Raw genomic sequence first — 18,038 nt, 5'->3', positions numbered from 1 at the left:
TAAGCGACCTGACTGCGTTTGCCGACCCGAATCTTGCTCAGTACCTACACTCGGATGAAGCTGTCATTAGCGTTATAGTGAAGCTAAAGACATCCTCACACTTTTCCGCTAGGGTGTGGCCCCGCCTCAAATGACGGTACACAATACGCCCATGCAAGACTTGATCAATGATATTGCGACAGCCATGGCGAACGCAGAAGAGCGTGGCAAAGTGGCAGACTATATTCCCGAGCTTGGCCACGTTGACCCGAAGAAGTTTGCCATCTCACTCGCCACCGTGGACGGCAACGTGTACTCGGCAGGTTGCGCAACCACACCGTTCTCTATTCAGAGTATCTCGAAAGTATTTACGCTGACCATTGCCCTTGGGCAGATGGGCGATGCGTTATGGAAAAAAGTCGGCCGCGAACCGTCAGGCGACCCTTTCAACTCGATTGTTCAGCTTGAGCACGAGAGCGGTAAACCGCGTAATCCGTTTATCAATGCCGGCGCTATCGCAGTTGTCGATGCCATCATGATGGGCCATGAACCCAAAGAAACATTGGCCGAAATTCTCAATTTCGTGCGCTATATCGCCGATGACGACAGCATCTGCTTTGACCACGCAGTGGCTGCTTCCGAGATGGCGCACCGCGATCGCAATGCATCACTGGCACACTTTATGAAAGCGTTTGGCCACCTGCGCCACGATGTTGATAAGGTGCTGGGTACTTACTTTCACCAGTGTGCTATCGCCATGAGCTGTGAACAGCTCGCTCATGCTGGCCTATTTTTGGCATCAGATGGCATAAATAAGCCCAGCGGCATTCGTGTGGTAGCCCCCCAAAGAGCACGGCGTATTAACTCGCTAATGATGATGTGCGGGCACTACGATGCCTCTGGCGAGTTCGCTTTTCGTGTTGGGCTCCCCGGTAAAAGCGGCGTGGGCGGCGGGATACTGGCTATCGCCCCAGGGCATGGCTCTATTGCGGTTTGGTCACCGGGATTAGATTCCTTCGGCAATAGTCTGCTAGGTAGCCAAGCGTTGGAGATGTTTGTGCAACGTACCGGCTGGTCGGTGTTTGGGCACTAACACCGTTTAATAAGCCACCTCAATTTTGTTCAATACGAAGTCGTGGCTGCCATTGCAAACTCCTTGCTTTCCTTAAGGAGAATAACGATGAGCACGTCACTACTGCTACCTATAATGCTACCCATGTCGGCCTTTGCACTTGCTGCTTCTATTTCACCAGGGCCGGTGAATATCGTTTGCCTGAGCAGCGGCACGCACTACCCCATCGCTCAAGGGCTGAATTTTGTGACAGGCGCTACGCTGGGGTTTATTGCACTGTTTTTATGTATCGGTGCAGGGCTTTATTCACTTTTGAATGTGCTGCCACTGCTGGAAGCATTTTTACGTTGGGCAGGCTTGCTGTTTTTACTTTATCTCAGCTATCAACTGTTACAGCACGATGGCCGCTTGCAGGAAAGAAGCGCCGATAATGCTCCGGGCTTTATTACGGGCGCCGTGATGCAGTGGCTCAACCCCAAAGCATGGCTAGCATCTGCCGCTGGCATTGCCGCCTATACCAGCGTTATAGCCAGACTGCTGGCATAAGCGTTCAAGCGAGATGTCAGTGGCGAAATTTACACGCAAGTAGGCAGCGATTTTTTCCAGTTCACAAGACACTTGAGGCAATATCACAGGGGGATCTTGGGCAAGCGCCTGCATCATCAGAGATAGGCACTCCCTCAGCACCATTTGCTTATCGCCAATAGCTCGCTGATCATCCAGTAAGCATGCTGCCATATCGCAATACTCTGCATAGAGATTTGGCTGAGTCACCACGGCCGTCGATATGTCTTGCCATTCAGGCGCGTCGAGTAAACCTAGTTGATAACGCAGCTGGCTCAACCATTCGGCGTCGATATAGAGCATCAAATAGGCCCATGGCTGGCTCTCAATAGGATTACAGGCGTGCACCCAGTGGGGGTTCATCATAACCATGTCGCCCGCTTGAATCCGGTAAGATGCGTCACGATAGCAAAACGTGCTACGCCCTGCGGTAACGGCCCCGAGCGACCAATGCGAATGGCTGTGAGGGGCATAGCAAATTTGCCGCGCATCACTAATATGACGTAGTTCCACATAAGGCATGCGAGCATCGCGCCAGAATCTAGGTGACGAGCCAGTACTGGAAAACATCGTGTTGGGTGTAAGTGTCGATGACGAAAGTGTACTCATGTTCTGCTCGCATTATTGCAGAGGGTTTGCTCGGCTATGCTATGTGGCGAACCATTCAAGCGGTTAAAGACGCTGACCACCCTGGCAACGACACCAAAGGGTTAGCTATCCGCGCAAACCTAATGGTGAGTGCCGTCTAGGTACAGATAGCTTAATCTACAATGAATAGCTTGGCGCCATGCTGGGTAGAGGAGCGATGAGGCTCCGCATTGTCAGCGACCTGATAGCTCATGCCGGGGCTGAGTACGAACTGGCGGCCATCTGCTAATTCGGTGTGGAGCTCGCCTTCCAAGCAAAGCAATATGTGGCCCTTTACACACCAGTGGTCGGCCAAATAGCCGGGGCTATACTCGACCATACGTACCCGCATATCGCCAAAGTGCTGGGTGCGCCAGTAAGCCACTCCTTGCTCACCTGAATGCTCGGTCTTCTCAATCTCAGCCCAGTCAGTAATCCCAAAAGGTAGGTCTTTAATGTTCATCGCTGATCCTCTAGAAGCATGAAATATTACGTTTATATCGGCGCACACTAGCACCTCAGAGTAAGCCACCGCTGGCATGAAACGGTACCTCCTTCTCAAACTCCACGCGCTCGTTTACTATGCGCCATCCACCCCATCGACCACCACTAGGCGACCATGTCTGTCAACGCGCTCTATACCGACCTTTCTGGCTACTACGACTTGATGTGCGTGGATATCGACTACCAAGCACAAAGCAACGCCATTCGTAGACTTCATCAGATTTTCGGCAACGGCGGTACGTGCCATCTGGATTTAGCCTGTGGCACCGGCCCACATGTACGCCATTTTATTGATGCGGGCTACACCAGCAGCGGCCTTGATATCAATCAACCCATGCTGGATATCGCCGCCAAGCGCTGCCCAGAAGCAGATTTCACGCTGCAGGATATGAGCGATTTCACGGTTGATGAATCTCAGGACTTAATAACGTGTTTTTTATATTCGATTCATTACAACGATGGGATTGAAAAGCTAACAGCGTGTATTGCTCACGCCCACCGCGCCTTAAAAACGGGCGGCGTTTTTTATTTTAATGCGGTTGATAAAGACAAAATTAATAACGATTTATTTGTTAAGCACACTGCCAAACATGAAGGCGATGTGTTCACGTTTCGTTCTGGGTGGCACTACGCAGGCCAAGGGGAGCAACAATCGCTTCGGCTCAGCATTGAAAGAATCAGCGGGGCAGAGTCTCAGCAATGGAACGATGAGCATCCGATGGTGGCGTTCAACTTTGCAACATTATTAGCGCTGTTGAAGCCATACTTTGACGTTCACGTCTTTGAACATAACTACGAGAAGATCACCCCTTGGGACAAAAACGAAGGCAATGCGATTTTCGTCTGCATCAAAGTGTAACGTTCAAACTTAAGTGGCAGAGAGGCAGGCACACGTCGCCCTGCCTCTTTGTGTAATACAGCAAGCTGGCTTTTATAAACTCAGGCCTCGACGTCACTCTGATTAGGCCGTTGCTGACGCTGAATGCCGAGTAAAAAATTGCGCAGCACCTGATCCTTACACTCGCGATAGTTCTTATGACTGGGCTTGCGGAAAAATGCGCTTAGCTCGTGATTACTTAAACTGAAATCTGCCAGCTCAAAAATAGCAGCAATATCATCTGCTTGTAAATTCAACGCAATTCTCAGCTTCTGAAACACCATATTATTATTCAAATGATCTTCTAATTTGGGTTGCGGACCATCACGCTTACCACGTTTAAAGCTAATAAAACCATTGAGAAATGCGGCTAACTCTTTGGCTCTCATATTGAGAAAGGCCTCATCTTCTTCCTTTTTCAACCAAGAAGACACTTGCTCTTCGCTGGCCTCAAAATCTGCCAGGGCGAAGATTTTAATCATAGTGCTATCTTTAAAATCAAAGGCGTACCGTATACGGCGCAAAATATCATTATTGGTCAAAATTACAGCTCCTAGTCTTAGGGAAATCAGCCCAGCCCTTTATCGTATAAGGCTGTGCTTAACATCAGCAACCTACAGATGGCAACGTAACGCTTATGCAACCGTTAACGTTGCCAGCAGTTTATCTATTTCTTCTTTCAAATCATTATCTTCAACTTTATTCGCATTCAGTTTTGCCGCTTGAAGATTCTTGATAGCCGCGTCTTTTTGACCTAGCTCAACTTGCAATGTCGCCATTGAAAAACCGATGGATGACATGTGGTCTTTCGAATTAATAGCGACCGCTTTCTCTAGCGCTTTGTCATAGACACACAGCGCATCGTCTAACTCCTCGGTAAAGTCAGCCAGCGTTTCCCACTGTTCAGGGTGATCTTTATCGGTATTTTCGTTATCAGTGCAAATAGCCTTCAACTCTGCATAGAGTGACTCAAATGCCGCTCTATCATCTTTATCAGCCGCCCTCATTAGCTTTTCAGCCAACTCATAGACAGACTTGTATATTTTGGTATTAATCACGTCAGCTACCTTCAACAGTAAAATGTGAATCGACTGATTAACTCGCCGATACGATCCATTGCGCGCCAACACTACGGCCATTGGCGATGGCTCGCATTATACCCATGAAGCAACGCATTGAAGTCTTTTTCCAGAGTGATGCCCATGCCACGCTCTGCCGATGACGACGACAACTTTTTAAACGAATCCCTAAAAAGCACAAACCTTACGATAAAGCCTATTCAAACACCTCGTAATGACGCGTCACGTTTCGGGTTAGCTGTCCCCAATCGGAGTTTGCTACACGCTGCTGATGTCGCTCAAAGGCGGCACGGTCGACAAACTCTTCATAGACATCAAAACGGCAAGGATCGGCGCTATTCTGAGCAACCTCGAACGTCATGCAGCCTGGTTCTTCAAGGGTGAGCGCGCGGTGATCGACAAGCCCGGTTTTCACGGCTTCCAGATCGCTGTCAGGGACGGCTATAAAACCTTTCAAGGTTACTTTTGGCACTGAGGTCTTCCCTTTATACAGCGTTACCATTCAATGTGAATGGGCGTACCCACCTTAACCAGCTCCATGAACTCATCCATTTCCGAGTTGCTCAAGGCAATGCAGCCATTGGTCCAGTTGAAGCGTTGAGCAATGGGCGCCAGCCACCCCAACCAGTTAAACTGGCCGTGCACCATGATAAAACCACCTGGCGATACGCCGAGGCTTTCGGCATGCGCTATATCTGCTTCATTGGGGTAACTCACATGCATGGAACGATAAGCCGCGGAGTCCTCTTTCTTGTAGTCCAGCGTGTAGTGACCTTCAGGCGTTCGCTGGTCGCCCTCCTGCACCTTATGGCCCTGCGGGTTGCCGCCAAACGCAACGCGAAACTCTCTAACTACGTTCTCCCCATCCAGGAGATACATACGGTTTTCTGATTTATCTACTTTTACCAGATCGACATCCGCCAGAACCGGAGTCACTAGAAACAGCAGCAGCCATGCTAGTTTATTCATCGTATAAGCCAGTAGATAAAAGCCCTGGAGTGTACGGGAGATCGTTTAGGCGGTGCTACCGCTAAAACGCGATGTACAGCCGCAACGCATACTGATGCTGTATGCCCTGCTCGATAATCGGTTCAGGGCAATGTCTTAAAACCGATTACGCGGCGGTGATAGGTAGCGCTTCCAATACTCGTTATGAAGCCAGTCAATAAACTCATCAGAACTAGTATGGCCCGCGAAGGCAAAATTATAGATAAGCCAAATAGCCCCACGGTTAGAGGCGGCTTTATAAGCAGCAATCGCCTGAGCGCCATCAAGCCAGTGAAAGGCCATACACGTCGAGATAAGATCAAAACGACCCTGCTTCGAAAGCTCGGTATAGTCGGCCCTTCTTACACATAGCCCGCGCTTTCGTGCTATGGCCAGCATCTCGTCAGATGAATCAATTCCCATGACGTCCTGACCAAGTTCAAGTAATAGTATAGTAGAATCACCAGTGCCACACGCCACATCAACCACGCGCTCAAAGTGCCTGTCCTGCACGTGCTGGTGCATTTTTTGAACGACAGCCTGATGGATTTTGGGGCGATAGTGGTCATACCGTTCACCCATGCCACTCTCTGTGAGGTACTGGGTCATGGGCGCTTCCTGTCCAGCCGGCTATTAGTAAATACATGGCTAAAAGTTAAGCTTCCGAGGCTTCCACTGCTAAACCAATTTCTTGCCCATAGGATATCTCTAGAATATGACCATCAGGGTCATTGATAAATGCCCAATAGCCAACCGGATCGCCTGAATCAGTCGCTTCTTTGGATAAAATACCTTCATGCCTAGCACGGTCGCATAGGTCATCCACTGCGCGTCGACTTTCACACCCCACACCCAAATGAGCAAAAGGCCCTAAAATAGGAACCGGCTGGCTATTTTGGACGAGAACGAGGACAAATGGACGCGTTTTATCTGACAACCAGACAACGCGTTTGCTGGCTTCCTCATCGATTCGCTCGTGCATGACTGACATGTTGGCGTAGCGCTGATAAAACGCAATGCTGCTATCCAAGTTACTCGCTGATAATGCAATGTGGGTAAAGCCAATATCTTTTGCCATCGAAAACTCCAAAGCGATCTAGATAATTCAATAAGTATTACGGCGCTAGGCTTTAACAATGCCGAGCCAAAAGTTTCGTCACGGACTCAAGCGTCACCGTCACTCCGCGCAATTGCCTACAACGCATCACGATTTAAATTGCGCTCCGCCGGGATGTCACTCTGGTACTCGACAAACTCGACTTCAAAACCCGCCGGGTCGACAAAATAAACGTTTTTGCGAAATGGCTCTGTCGCGCCGGGTTTGGCAATGGCAAAACCCGCGTTATTTAACCGGGCAACCGCAGCATCCAGGTTATCGGTCACGTAGGCAAAATGCGCTAAGCCGGCGCTATGCCCCGTCAAATCGCGATTCGTTCCTTCGCCATGGTCGCTTAATGCTAGGTAATGTCTATCGTCACCGAAGTGCACCCATTTACGCGGCTTGCCGTACCACTCGCCTTGGCCCTCATCGCGTATCTGCCAGTGTGGGAAAGCGGCGCGGTAAAAGTCCAGCATGGCATCCATATTCGCAACGACCAGGTTAACGTGCTCTAAGTACATAAGCGTTCTCCTTGTTTGATTTACAATAAGAGGTTAAAACCTCAACCCATATTGAGGTAAAGCTTTTTTTGAACATGAACAAAAGCGGGAGCGAGCATGGCGGAGGCAAATTGGAGTGTTGGCAAAGTGGCCAAGCGCTGCGGAATCAACGTAAGTGCCCTGCATTTTTACGAGCAGCAAGGGTTGATCCACAGTTCTCGCAATGCAGGAAACCAGCGCCGCTATAAATCCGAGGTGCTTAGACGCATTTCTGTGATCAAAGCCGCGCAGAAAGTCGGCGTGAGCCTTGAAGAGATTAAACAGGCCTTTGAATCGCTGCCGAATAACCGCACGCCCACGATGGAGGACTGGCAACAGCTTTCAAAACGCTGGCAGCGCATGCTGGATGGCCGTATTGCGTATCTACAAACGCTGCGCAATAACCTGAGCGGCTGTATCGGCTGCGGTTGCCTGAGCATGACCAACTGCCCGCTGTATAATCCGGATGATCAATTGGCGAAAGTGGGTAGCGGGCCGGTGCTGTTGGATCAGGCGGAAGAGCGGGCCGGAGGCAACGCTCATCAACAAACCAACGCCAACTCATAGGACAGCACCTGCCGCTAACGTGCGCCTCGATAAAACCACGTTGATCAATCAGTGTGCGGATGCAGATGGTGCTAATCTTGGATAATGAGTGGTTGCTCAGCTTTCTCACCATACAATGACAAGGATGGTTATGGCCGCTTTTTTTACCTCTTCAAGTGCACGTCGGTCTTTGCGCGTCTGTTGTCTATTATTGCTTCTGTTAAGCATTGCCTATGGATTCTCTGCTGACGCGGCAGCCGGGGATGCAACAACGGTTCGGGTGTCCAATAATGTAGAACAAGGCGATACTGGTGCCGCTGCCCCCGCAGCCCTCCCAGCGCCTGCTACTATCAGCAGTGAGGGCACTAACAATGCGCAGATCGAAACCACACCTTCACCGCTCAAAGACAATGAGATTCGCCAGCGCATAAGCGGAATTTTTTCTGAAATTGAGGGACTGGGAGCGATTGAGGTTAGCGTCGCCCAAGGCGTGGTCATCCTGGCAGGTGAAACAGCCAATGAAAGAAAAGCCCAGCAAGCCATCAATTTAGCCAATCGGCTGACTGATGTAGTAACGGTAGATGATCAGATCAACCGTACCTTGGACGTGCAGGATAATGTCTCGACCGCCTATCAAGGTTTAAGGACCAAAGGCCGAAATCTGTTCAAGGCCCTGCCCTTATTAGTGGTCGCTTTCTTACTGTTTGGGTTAGTCGCGTGGTTTGGCGCCTGGCTGTCTAGACGCCAAAAACTCTGGCAACGATTAACGCCTAACCCATTCGTGGCAGAGTTGTTGGCACAAACTATCAAAGTTATTTTTATTATCTTGGGGCTGATACTGGCGTTAAGCCTGATAGGGGCTGAGACAATTATAGGTACGCTGCTGGGCGGTGCGGGGGTGATCGGTATCGCCATTGGTTTCGCCGTGAAAGATACCATTGAAAATTACATTGCATCCTTGATGCTCAGCATTCGCCAACCTTTTCAAGCGCGGGACCACGTGGTCATCAATGATAAAGAAGGCATTGTGGTGCGCCTGACCTCCCGCGCCACGATTCTCATGACCCTGGATGGTAACCAGCTACGTATACCCAATGCGGATGTATTCAAAGGCATTATTCTCAATTACACCCAGAACCCAGAGCGCCGCTTCACGTTTGAGCTAGGGGTTGATGCCAATGACGACCCGCTAGCGGCCATCAAGGTAGGCCTTGATGCCGTTCAGACATTAGACTTTGTTTTAGCCGAACCCAAGGCCATTGCCATCATCACTCACGTGGGCGACTCCAACATCATATTAGAATTTCAAATGTGGGTAGATCAGTCAAAAACGGACTTTGGTAAAGCGCGCAGTATTGCCATTCGTGAAACCAAACACGCCCTAGAAGATCAAGGGTTCAGCCTACCAGAACCGATCTATCGCTTACGTTTTAATTCCAAGCTTGAGCAAGCATTGGAACGCTTTCAGATCCAAAGCGCAGATTCGCTCACCCCTGATATGACGCTGACCTCGACCACGCCTGATTCCCAAATAGCCATGGGGCCCAATGCGCTTGACGAAAGAGAGAAACAACAAGCCAAAGCACGCGCAAAGGAGGTACTGCGCGGCCAGGATGCCGATGAAGTGCTGGATGCACGGCCTGACGAGAAGCTGATGGAAAAGGTAGATCAGGAAATTGCTGAGAATGTTGATGGAACCGATTTATTGAATAAGAACTCGCTGCGGGAGTAGATCTCAGGCTATCCGGCACATGCGCATAGCGCCCTTTGCTTGACGATAGCGGTAGCTGAATGAAGTGGCGTTAGCCTGGAATAGATCAAGCGCATTCTGTATAGCTCATGAATAATGGCGTATTACCCTTTTACGCTATACTGCATCATCTTTTATTTTCGACACACCTTACGACAATCTGTCAGAGTTCATTATGTCATTTGCAAAACTAGGCTTATCCAGTCCGCTTGTTCAAGCGATTACCGAACTCGGATACAAAGCGCCAACGCCCATCCAGGAACAAGCGATTCCTGTCATTCTCTCGGGTCAAGACTTAATCGCCACCGCACAAACGGGAACAGGCAAAACCGCGGCCTTTGTTCTGCCGCTGCTAGAACGATTCAGTAACGCGGGAACGTTACGCGGCAAACGCATACGTGCGCTAATTCTAGTACCGACGCGTGAGTTAGCGGTCCAGGTTGAAGCCAATGTGGCTCAATACGCTAAACACACGCACTTAACGTCTATGGCGATGTATGGCGGTGTAGACACCGAAGCTCAAAAAGAGCGCCTAATCGCAGGGGTGGATATTCTGGTCGCCACGCCGGGCAGATTGCTGGATTTGGCTCATCAGCGGGCGCTGCACTTTGATGAGCTAAAAGTCATGGTGTTGGACGAAGCGGACAGAATGGTCGACATGGGTTTTGTCGATGACATCAAAAAAATCATCGACCGCCTGCCTGAAAACCGTCAGAACCTGCTGTTTTCGGCCACCATGACTGGCGACGTTCGGGCGCTGGCCTACGGCTTTTCAGATAGCAAAATGACCGACCTGGCGGCGGATATCTCCATTACGCCCAACATTCGCGCCGCCGCCAGCATCAAGCAATGGCTCATCACGGTAGATAAGGACACCAAGTCCGCACTGTTGAGTCACTTGATCAACGAGAACAAGTGGGATCAGGCGCTTATCTTTGTCGAGAAAAAACACAATGCCGCCAAGCTGGTGGCGCAACTGGAAAAACGCGGCATCACCGCGGACTCCATTCACGGCGGCAGAAGCCAGGCCATGCGCGAGCAGGTCTTGGCTCAGTTCAAATCCGGCGAACTCAAGTACTTGATTGCCACCGGGGTGGCCGCTCGTGGTCTGGATATTGACGAACTGAGCCGCGTGGTGAATTACGATTTACCGTTCCAGCCAGAAGATTACATCCACCGCATTGGCCGAACCGGTCGTGCGGGCGCCTCGGGTGAAGCTATATCGTTGGTCGATATCAGTGATTTCAAGAATTTATGTGCCATTGAAAGGCGATTAAACGCAATCATCGAGCGCAAGGAAGTCGAAGGCTTCCCGGTTAAAAAGGCCGTGCCTGCTTCAAACTTGAATTATAAAAAGAAGTAACCGCTAATACGTAACCAGGAAGCTCACCTCTCAAGCGATCAACAGGTGAGCTTCGCTAGTCGGATGTAAACGCATTCAATAGCTCGGCATTAGTCGGATATTTCTCCAATAGCGCAAGCAACTTCTGCGCGCCTTCTACTGGCTTAAGTGCTGTCAAACCTCTACGCAATGTGCGTACTTTTTCAATATCTTTTTCATCAATCAAAAGCTCTTCACGACGGGTACTGCTTTTGGCAATATCTATCGCCGGGAAAATCCGTTGATTGGCCACGTCGCGAGATAACACGAGTTCCATATTGCCCGTGCCCTTGAACTCCTCGAAAATCACCTGATCCATACGGCTTCCGGTATCTACCAGCACGGTGGCCAGAATGGTGAGCGACCCGCCGTTTTCGATCTTTCTCGCGGCGCCAAACAGCTTTCGGGGTATTTCCATCGCGCGAGAATCCAGCCCACCCGACATCGTACGGCCATTGCCCCGCTGCTCGGCATTATGAACGCGCGAGAGTCGCGTAAGTGAGTCAATTACAATCATCACATCATGCCCCTCGCCCGCTTGCTTACGCGCCGTCTCAAGGAGCTTATCTGCCATACGCACATGGTGTGTGTAGGTTTCGTCTGAAGACGATGCATGAACTTCTGCCGACACACTGCGCTTAAAATCGGTCACTTCTTCTGGGCGCTCATCAATCAGCAAGGCATACAGCTTGATGTCAGGATGAGCCTCAGCCACGGCCTGACAGATATGTTTTAACATCGTCGTTTTGCCAGAGCCCGGCGGCGCCACGATTAATCCTCGTTGCCCCATTCCTATGGGCGTAATTAAATCCATCGCCCGCACAGTGCGCTCTTGAGAGCCAGGCGCCAAGTAAATGCGTGGGGAAGGATGAATAGCGACGCCATTTAAAAAACGTTGTTCGGGATTATCAGAAAATTGATCTTCCACTTCGTCGGCAGGCTTGTCGTCTATCTGTTTTTTCGCCTTCAAACCTAATGTTTTTCTAGCCATAATATCGATGGATCGCCTTGAATAACCTGGATTTATAGAATACTGAATTTATAAAATAACTGCAGCACTTTGAAAATGATATTGGTGAATAACCCCGTTTTCACTATTCTACTGAAAGCTAGGCGTCAGTGGAGTTTTCTACAGCCTCAACACTCGGTCTTAGCGGCCAATTTGAAGGAGCAACGGCGCCGGAAAAGAGCTCCGCTGTAGCTTTGTATAGCAAGTTTATTCGATCCAGAATCCGGCAATCTCGTTTTCCTGCATAGCCATCTTTACGAGGAGATCGGATTCTGAGCTTGAAGGCATCACTTTCCATAGATGAACTTTGAACCCTTGCTGATTGAGGGCTCCCAAATACTCAGGCTCGTATCCACTTTCAAATGTTGAGGACAGAGAGTTTGCAAGAGCTTCAAACTGTTCTGTGCTGATTGCTTGCTGAAATTCTGAATCGGTATGTTCCTGAAATTTCTGATAGTCGTTTGAAACAATGGCATCCATTTGCGCATGGAACAAAGCCTCGGTATGTGGCTTGGCTTCGCTATCTGCAAATAGTATTGATGGAAATATTGAACACAAAAACAGTATCCTGAGCGCAAATCTATTCATAACTTGGAATCTCCTTTTTCTGCCTGTTAACGCCAAAAGCAGCGCGCAGCTTTAGCTGTCCGCTACCTTTGTTTGTTCAATTTTGATATTCGCAATACCAAATGGAATATGCACCATTGGTATATCACCAGCCTTTGACTCCAAATGGCTTCTTTGGTCGTCAAAAAACATGTGAGGTTTAAAAGTGGATAAAATTCTGCTTTTTTGTATGCCACCAACGAAAAACATTTCGTTAGCGCTTACTCCCCAATCCTCTAGAGTGGTAATAACACGCTCATGAGCTGGCGCGTTTCTAGCGGTAATTATGGCAGTAGTTAGAATCCTTTTGTAATTCCGATTATTTTCAATTTCGCGATCTTCGAGCTTTTGCAAAAAAGAGAGCTTTCTAAAAAGATCTGCCAGTGGCCCAGGCTTATGAGGGATATCAGAATTTGCTACCTCATACGCATGAAACTCCGGAAGATCCCCGTCTTTGAAGATTGTTTCTGCTTCGTCGTCAGCAATAACGCCATCAAAGTCAAATCCAATTCTTAGCTCATCATTCTCGTCATCATTAATAATTTTGCTAGGTAAAACTACTCCACCGGGGTAGCCGGCATCAATAGCATTCTGCACATCCTCTGCATTTGCAGAGAGGAATAGTGATGCATTAAAAGCAGGGATATATTCGAACGGTGACTTCCCCTCCATGAACGCTGCCCGAGAAATATCAAGATCGTAGTGTTTGATTGATCTAAAAACTCTCTTTCCTGTGGCTGCTGAGTTTCTAGACAATAAAACCACTTCGACGGGAAGTTTTTCAGGAAACCGATTATTTATCTTTAGAAATCGCTTAATGAAAGGAAACGCAACTCCTTTCTCAAGAACCTTGTCAATATTTTCCTCTTGGAAGTTCTTATAAGCTTTTGGCCCTTTTTCAACAAAAACTGAATGTGATTCCGATAAATCGAACAACGCACTTGAAGAAACCGCTACAACTAACTTCCTTTCTATTGGGTATGGCATAGAATTCCCTTAAGCATTAAACGCCCGGCACACGTGCCGGTTTGTAGCCGCGAAGCGGTGGAGAAGCGGTCACCGTGCTGCCGCTTGTTATATTCAGCTTTCAGACTCCGGTTCAATTTCTTCTCGCCTGAAAAGACCTATGGCTCTTGTATTTTTGCCATCTTCGTCTGGGTTTACGGGAAGGCCTTTGGAAATATTTTTCTCAACTTGACCATCTTCATGTAAGTTGAAAAGAATGGCCTCTATTGTTTTTAATGGCTTGCTGTATACATATGGGTTTAATGTTTTTAGATCTGCGGTAAATCCAAATATTACAAAAATCGTTGAGAATATTAACCCCCAGCGGGGTCTTCTTTTATTTATTTCTTTCTCAACCTGATCTAACTTTTCAAGTATCAATTTTGTATCGTCGCTTTCTTCAATTTCCTGAATCTGCGATTTTAATAAATTCACCAGAGCGACCGTTCGCGCTTTGTTAATAATTTCAGTGTTGTAACGACTCGAAAACTCCTCAAATCGATCTACTGCATGGAAGTCATCATCAAACTTTGAGGCTGAAAATTTTGTTACCTGACTCAACCTAGTCAGGGCAACTTTTGCATTAACTAAATGAGTGGTAGAAACCAGCTGAGAATCTTCAAGCTCGCTGTAACCTCTAATCTTGAAAAAAGAAGACAGAATACCGAAGGAACTATTTAATCTCCTACGCCGGTTAATAGTCCAGATTTCCTTGTCGTTGAGGCTAGATAGGATTGCAAAGAGTTCGCATAGCTTGGCTTCATTAAATATGCCTTCCACTTGATCTTTCAGATGAGCAGGTAAATATACTAGCTGCTCAATCAACCACAAATAAACAGCCTCAAAGTTAGATAAAAGCTCACGATCACAGTCTATCAATATTTCATCCGAAGCGATGCTTGTAGACATATATCTATAGTATGCAGAGACAGCGAGCATCTTATCTCTAACGGACGGGTAATCTCTGCCTTCAAGTGTTCTTGATATACTCTCTCTAAGCTTTTCTAATTCTTCTTCCATCATTACCTTTGGTTCCACTTGTACTTGTAATGAATATAACGCCGCCATAATTTTCCGCCTGAAGCGCAGCGTAAGGCTGTCAAATTGATGGCGGCGTTACACATTTTTCATGCCTGAGTAATGTGCAATGACCTTGTCATTCCACTTTAAAAGTAATTTCGTTCTCTTTGCATGATTCAAAACTAGCTCGCGATTTTCTGCTAAATATTTTTCTTGTTTGTAGATATTATTTTGAAACTCATAGACCTGTTTCACGAGACTATACATTGGTTTGGAATGTATTCCTGTGCAGTTCTGAAACTCTATCGGCTCATTAATATCATATATTGGTTCGACTCGATCCAAATGCTGAAAGTACAATATGCCCTTACCCGAAGGGTAAGGCGGGAGTGTATGTTTAGCCAAATATGAATCAAAGCTATTATAATCACCTATGAAACCTGATTGAAACCTCTTATCTACGGACCTACCCATAATCGGCTGATAAAGATGTATGGAGGGTTTAATTATTGATTTTCTTATAAGCGGGTGTTTAATTTTTCTAGTTATCGAAAAATCACTAGCATGCATCATATAAGGGTTTTCTCCATCAAGCATAGTGAAACAGCTTTTTGGAAACGGAAAACCACAACGTGCGGAAAACAAAAAATCACTGGACATATTAATGATCAAGATATTATTTATTCTCAATCCCATGCAAGATGGCTGACTATGAAATACTAGTGATTCTGTTCCTAAGGCATTTAAGCCAACTCCGTCACCCTCGATCGGGTAGATGGCAATCATTCGATCTTTTTGACTTATTCTCGTCTTGATATGAAAGCGGGGCTGAATATTAGTGGGGTTACCTTGAATGAAATGATATGCAATCCAAAGTCCTACTCGAACTTTATCAACCCAATCCATAAAATCTATGTATTCAATGCTTGTTAGTGCGCCTCTATCAAGTAACGTCAGAACGTAGGATTTAGCTCTACCTTCCAGATTTGAGTATTCCGTATTGCAGCTCTCACACGCTGGAACACAGAAATTTAACCAATCAAATCTAACAGTTCGCCCGTCTCTAAAATTGGCACCAAAATTTACAACTCTTTTTGGATCTCCAGTTAACTCAAGCAGCCACTGAGGAAGTATGTGCTCTCGATTCTTTTTTTCTGGTGGGTTTCCACAAAAAACACAGAATCTATTTGAGGTCATTCAATATATCCATTGATTTATAACGTTTGGTTAAGGGGCGGGCTTTAGCCCGTCCCAGTGAGCGCAGCGAACGGTTTTAACCTGTTGTTAGATTTGGCTTCAATCAGCGGACTTTAGTTGGACGCTGAGCTTCATAACTGTTTCGGCATTTACTTTTTCAGCATAATCCTCTAGATCTTTAGCTCCTAGTGCGGCAGGTGAAATTAAGTGATCACCAATGAAACACTTGAAGAACTCTTGATAGAAAGAGCCGAATGTATGGAATGGATGGTGCCCCGTATCAATAGTCTTCGAGCCGCTAAGTAATACTTGAAGTGCGGAGACGCAATGAATACCTCGGGTCGAGTATAAAAAAAAGAATGAGTCTGAGGTGATCTTAAGCATATCTTCTGCTTGCCTGACAATGTCTTTATTGTAGGCTTTTATATAGTTTATCCCCCTTGGCCCTTCGTAAAAATTTCCAATTTTTGCCTGTGCAAGAAATGCTTTTGAAATTGTGCGATTTGCCAATGAAAGCTCTACAACTCCAGCCAAGTCTGCGCCAACGCCTTTTTCTTGCTTCTTTTTGAAGGTCGCCACCGAGAACTTGCAACCATTTATATCTTTATTTCCTAAGCGTTCTTCTATATTCCGAGCTAGATTCCGATTAATTTCTCCACGCAACTGAGCGGTGATTTCTTCTTCACGTCCTTTAAGATTTGAATAGTCGTTAAGGACAGAGTTTGCGGCGCTCTCAGCTGCCTCCGATACTTCAGCACCGATTTTTTTAATAATTCTATAATTCTTGAGCATAAGGTGGCCATGGTGAAGAATCTAACGCCGGTGTTAATGGGCGCCAACGGAGCGCAGCGTAGTTGGCGTCCCGTTGACCATATTGTTAGAGCGATTACTGTTCCGCAAACGCCAACAGCTTTTCACGCAGTCCCTTCTCAATTCGGGCGGTATACACACCCCCAACTGATGTATGCACTCTGACCCACATGAACATCAATCGTTTGCGTGGATTTGGCACCAAGCATTCCTTGGCAAACTCTTCGAGCCATCGTGTTTCACCGGTTAATGGTATGTAGTAGCGGGCTTCCTCACCATCTCTGAGCCGGACCGGCAGAGAACTAGACATACCATCTTGCATCACAGTTTGAATTGAATACTGTTTACGCCAGAAACCAACCCTCCAGCCAATAGTTGTTATCTGTGCTTCGCGATGCCCGATATTCGTGATTCCAATGGTCAAATAATCCCGCTGACTCCCTGGAATTCCTTGGGTCACTATGACTCGATAACCGGCAAAGACACTCAGCCGGATTCGCTTGTCTTGACGTGCGAGATACAGTGCAACAATAACGGCAGCAACGGTTCCCACTGCTGAGAACCAACCGGAAAATGTATTAATGAATAGCCAAAATTCCTGATCAGGCATGGTTTACCATCGCTCTAACGTTTGCAGCATGCGCGTCCATGCAATGGAGCCGAAGGCGCAATGTAATGGGCGTCGCCGTGCCTGCACTTGTTAGGAATTGCAGACCGATCCGAATATCTGGTCCAATCGATGCTCGATGATGCCAGTATGTCCCGTATAACCAACCAGCCGATCATCAGCCGCCTCAATGGCCAGCAGTAACACTTCACGAGCCTTTTCCTGAGTTATTGCTTCCTTGGGCGTTACGAACTTTCCGGTGGACCTATGAAAGTAGAGAGCCTCTTCTCTCAAATCTCTCAGAGAACCGTGAGCCACTTCCGATAGCAGCGCTTCGCACCGATCTTTTCCGATAGCTTCCTCCAACCGACGCCCCATGAAAACGGTTGGTAGGATAGCCATGCGATGTTTAGACAGATGATTGAAAAGTGGATCTTTTCTTCTGCTTCGCTCATCGGCCTCATTGGCTCTTCGGTATATTCCAATTTCGGCTTTGGCGGTTTCTTCGATGGCTGTGATGCTCAGAAAAACTGCAGTTCCATATGAGGCTCGGTTGAAACAAGAAAAGGCATCTTCGATCAGCACCAAAACGTGATCACAAGCTTTGTTGAAGTCCTGGCTGCCGCTGTGTTCGTCAAATAAACGGGGACCATTATCGACTGCTTTCTGAATTGTCTCCCATCCTATTTTCGCATAGTCGTCAGCCATAATTTTTTCCTAGCGCCGCGCTCTGCGGCAAATTTGGAGCGTAGCGGAAAGTTTGTCCGACAGTAGCACCTT

Annotated in this window: 22 protein-coding genes and 1 pseudogene; 6 read left to right on the top strand and 17 right to left on the bottom strand. The window is 47.6% G+C overall.

Annotated elements, in window-relative coordinates; translation table 11 throughout:
* Positions 1-151: 151 nt before the first annotated feature.
* Both ACT3TR_RS14970 and ACT3TR_RS14965 read left to right on the top strand, forming a co-directional pair.
* Entirely contained in the window at positions 152-1,072 is a 921-nt protein-coding gene (locus ACT3TR_RS14970) for a glutaminase (RefSeq protein WP_096282341.1), read from the top strand.
* Between the two features lie 87 nt (positions 1,073-1,159).
* Positions 1,160-1,573: pseudogene (locus ACT3TR_RS14965) on the top strand (LysE family translocator); the annotation flags it as partial.
* On the opposite strand, the gene ACT3TR_RS14960 reads toward ACT3TR_RS14965, so the two are convergent.
* Both ACT3TR_RS14960 and ACT3TR_RS14955 read right to left on the bottom strand, forming a co-directional pair.
* The gene (locus tag ACT3TR_RS14960) at positions 1,538-2,137 is read right to left on the bottom strand and encodes an AraC family ligand binding domain-containing protein (RefSeq protein WP_096279516.1); all 600 of its coding nucleotides are present in this window, start codon (positions 2,135-2,137) and stop codon (positions 1,538-1,540) included. The pseudogene ACT3TR_RS14965 and the gene ACT3TR_RS14960 sit on opposite strands and share 36 nt — an antisense overlap.
* 238 nt (positions 2,138-2,375) lie before the next feature.
* Positions 2,376-2,705 (bottom strand): DHCW motif cupin fold protein, encoded by a 330-nt coding sequence (locus tag ACT3TR_RS14955; protein ID WP_444625639.1) that lies wholly within the window; start codon positions 2,703-2,705, stop codon positions 2,376-2,378.
* A 156-nt stretch (positions 2,706-2,861) separates the two neighbouring features.
* Between ACT3TR_RS14955 and ACT3TR_RS14950 the strand changes: the two genes are divergently transcribed.
* On the top strand, positions 2,862-3,605 hold the full coding sequence (locus ACT3TR_RS14950; protein ID WP_444625640.1) for a class I SAM-dependent DNA methyltransferase: 744 nt from the start codon (positions 2,862-2,864) through the stop codon (positions 3,603-3,605).
* Positions 3,606-3,685: 80 nt separating this feature from the next.
* Here the strand turns inward: ACT3TR_RS14950 and ACT3TR_RS14945 are convergent, their stop codons facing one another.
* The 7 genes from ACT3TR_RS14945 to ACT3TR_RS14915 form a co-directional block, all read right to left on the bottom strand.
* Positions 3,686-4,165 carry a YehS family protein gene (locus tag ACT3TR_RS14945; RefSeq protein ID WP_096279510.1) on the bottom strand — a complete coding sequence of 160 codons (480 nt, stop codon included), beginning with the start codon at positions 4,163-4,165 and terminating at the stop codon, positions 3,686-3,688.
* Between the two features lie 93 nt (positions 4,166-4,258).
* Entirely contained in the window at positions 4,259-4,681 is a 423-nt protein-coding gene (locus ACT3TR_RS14940) for a tetratricopeptide repeat protein (protein WP_444625641.1), read from the bottom strand.
* 217 nt (positions 4,682-4,898) lie between these two features.
* Positions 4,899-5,174 carry a putative quinol monooxygenase gene (locus ACT3TR_RS14935; protein ID WP_096282339.1) on the bottom strand — a complete coding sequence of 92 codons (276 nt, stop codon included), beginning with the start codon at positions 5,172-5,174 and terminating at the stop codon, positions 4,899-4,901.
* Between the two features lie 23 nt (positions 5,175-5,197).
* Positions 5,198-5,671 (bottom strand): L,D-transpeptidase family protein, encoded by a 474-nt coding sequence (locus tag ACT3TR_RS14930; protein WP_096279508.1) that lies wholly within the window; start codon positions 5,669-5,671, stop codon positions 5,198-5,200.
* Positions 5,672-5,806: 135 nt separating this feature from the next.
* Positions 5,807-6,298, bottom strand: coding sequence for a class I SAM-dependent methyltransferase (locus tag ACT3TR_RS14925; protein ID WP_444625642.1), 492 nt, complete (start codon positions 6,296-6,298; stop codon positions 5,807-5,809).
* Between the two features lie 46 nt (positions 6,299-6,344).
* Entirely contained in the window at positions 6,345-6,767 is a 423-nt protein-coding gene (locus ACT3TR_RS14920) for a VOC family protein (protein WP_444625643.1), read from the bottom strand.
* Between the two features lie 116 nt (positions 6,768-6,883).
* Positions 6,884-7,309, bottom strand: a complete 426-nt coding sequence (locus ACT3TR_RS14915) for a VOC family protein (protein ID WP_444625644.1) — start codon at positions 7,307-7,309, stop codon at positions 6,884-6,886.
* A 96-nt stretch (positions 7,310-7,405) separates the two neighbouring features.
* On the opposite strand from ACT3TR_RS14915, the gene soxR reads away from it, so the two are divergent.
* From soxR to ACT3TR_RS14900, 3 genes are all read left to right on the top strand, one after another.
* Positions 7,406-7,894: a redox-sensitive transcriptional activator SoxR gene (soxR, locus tag ACT3TR_RS14910; RefSeq protein WP_444625645.1), complete on the top strand. Its 489-nt coding sequence runs from the start codon at positions 7,406-7,408 to the stop codon at positions 7,892-7,894.
* 259 nt (positions 7,895-8,153) lie between these two features.
* Positions 8,154-9,605, top strand: coding sequence for a mechanosensitive ion channel domain-containing protein (locus ACT3TR_RS14905; protein WP_444625646.1), 1,452 nt, complete (start codon positions 8,154-8,156; stop codon positions 9,603-9,605).
* 193 nt (positions 9,606-9,798) lie between these two features.
* Positions 9,799-10,986, top strand: a complete 1,188-nt coding sequence (locus ACT3TR_RS14900) for a DEAD/DEAH box helicase (protein ID WP_444625647.1) — start codon at positions 9,799-9,801, stop codon at positions 10,984-10,986.
* Positions 10,987-11,041: 55 nt separating this feature from the next.
* Here the strand turns inward: ACT3TR_RS14900 and rho are convergent, their stop codons facing one another.
* From rho to ACT3TR_RS14860, 8 genes are all read right to left on the bottom strand, one after another.
* Positions 11,042-11,995, bottom strand: coding sequence for a transcription termination factor Rho (gene rho, locus ACT3TR_RS14895; protein ID WP_444625648.1), 954 nt, complete (start codon positions 11,993-11,995; stop codon positions 11,042-11,044).
* 225 nt (positions 11,996-12,220) lie between these two features.
* Positions 12,221-12,601 carry a hypothetical protein gene (locus ACT3TR_RS14890; RefSeq protein WP_444625649.1) on the bottom strand — a complete coding sequence of 127 codons (381 nt, stop codon included), beginning with the start codon at positions 12,599-12,601 and terminating at the stop codon, positions 12,221-12,223.
* 51 nt (positions 12,602-12,652) lie between these two features.
* Positions 12,653-13,606, bottom strand: a complete 954-nt coding sequence (locus ACT3TR_RS14885) for a 5'-nucleotidase (protein WP_444625650.1) — start codon at positions 13,604-13,606, stop codon at positions 12,653-12,655.
* 93 nt (positions 13,607-13,699) lie between these two features.
* Positions 13,700-14,692: a hypothetical protein gene (locus ACT3TR_RS14880; RefSeq protein ID WP_444625651.1), complete on the bottom strand. Its 993-nt coding sequence runs from the start codon at positions 14,690-14,692 to the stop codon at positions 13,700-13,702.
* A gap of 48 nt (positions 14,693-14,740) precedes the next feature.
* Positions 14,741-15,841: a hypothetical protein gene (locus ACT3TR_RS14875; RefSeq protein WP_444625652.1), complete on the bottom strand. Its 1,101-nt coding sequence runs from the start codon at positions 15,839-15,841 to the stop codon at positions 14,741-14,743.
* A gap of 99 nt (positions 15,842-15,940) precedes the next feature.
* Positions 15,941-16,633, bottom strand: a complete 693-nt coding sequence (locus ACT3TR_RS14870; protein WP_444625653.1) for a hypothetical protein — start codon at positions 16,631-16,633, stop codon at positions 15,941-15,943.
* 94 nt (positions 16,634-16,727) lie between these two features.
* Positions 16,728-17,261, bottom strand: coding sequence for a hypothetical protein (locus ACT3TR_RS14865; protein ID WP_444625654.1), 534 nt, complete (start codon positions 17,259-17,261; stop codon positions 16,728-16,730).
* Positions 17,262-17,351: 90 nt separating this feature from the next.
* The gene (locus tag ACT3TR_RS14860; protein ID WP_444625655.1) at positions 17,352-17,966 is read right to left on the bottom strand and encodes an AbiV family abortive infection protein; all 615 of its coding nucleotides are present in this window, start codon (positions 17,964-17,966) and stop codon (positions 17,352-17,354) included.
* Between the last annotated feature and the right edge of the window lie 72 nt (positions 17,967-18,038).

Origin of the sequence: Halomonas sp. AOP12-B1-6 (genome assembly GCF_052379225.1) — a bacterium.
Lineage (GTDB): Bacteria > Pseudomonadota > Gammaproteobacteria > Pseudomonadales > Halomonadaceae > Vreelandella > Vreelandella casei.
The sequence above is the reverse complement of the archived record's forward strand: the minus strand, read 5'-3'. Positions and strand labels throughout refer to the sequence as shown.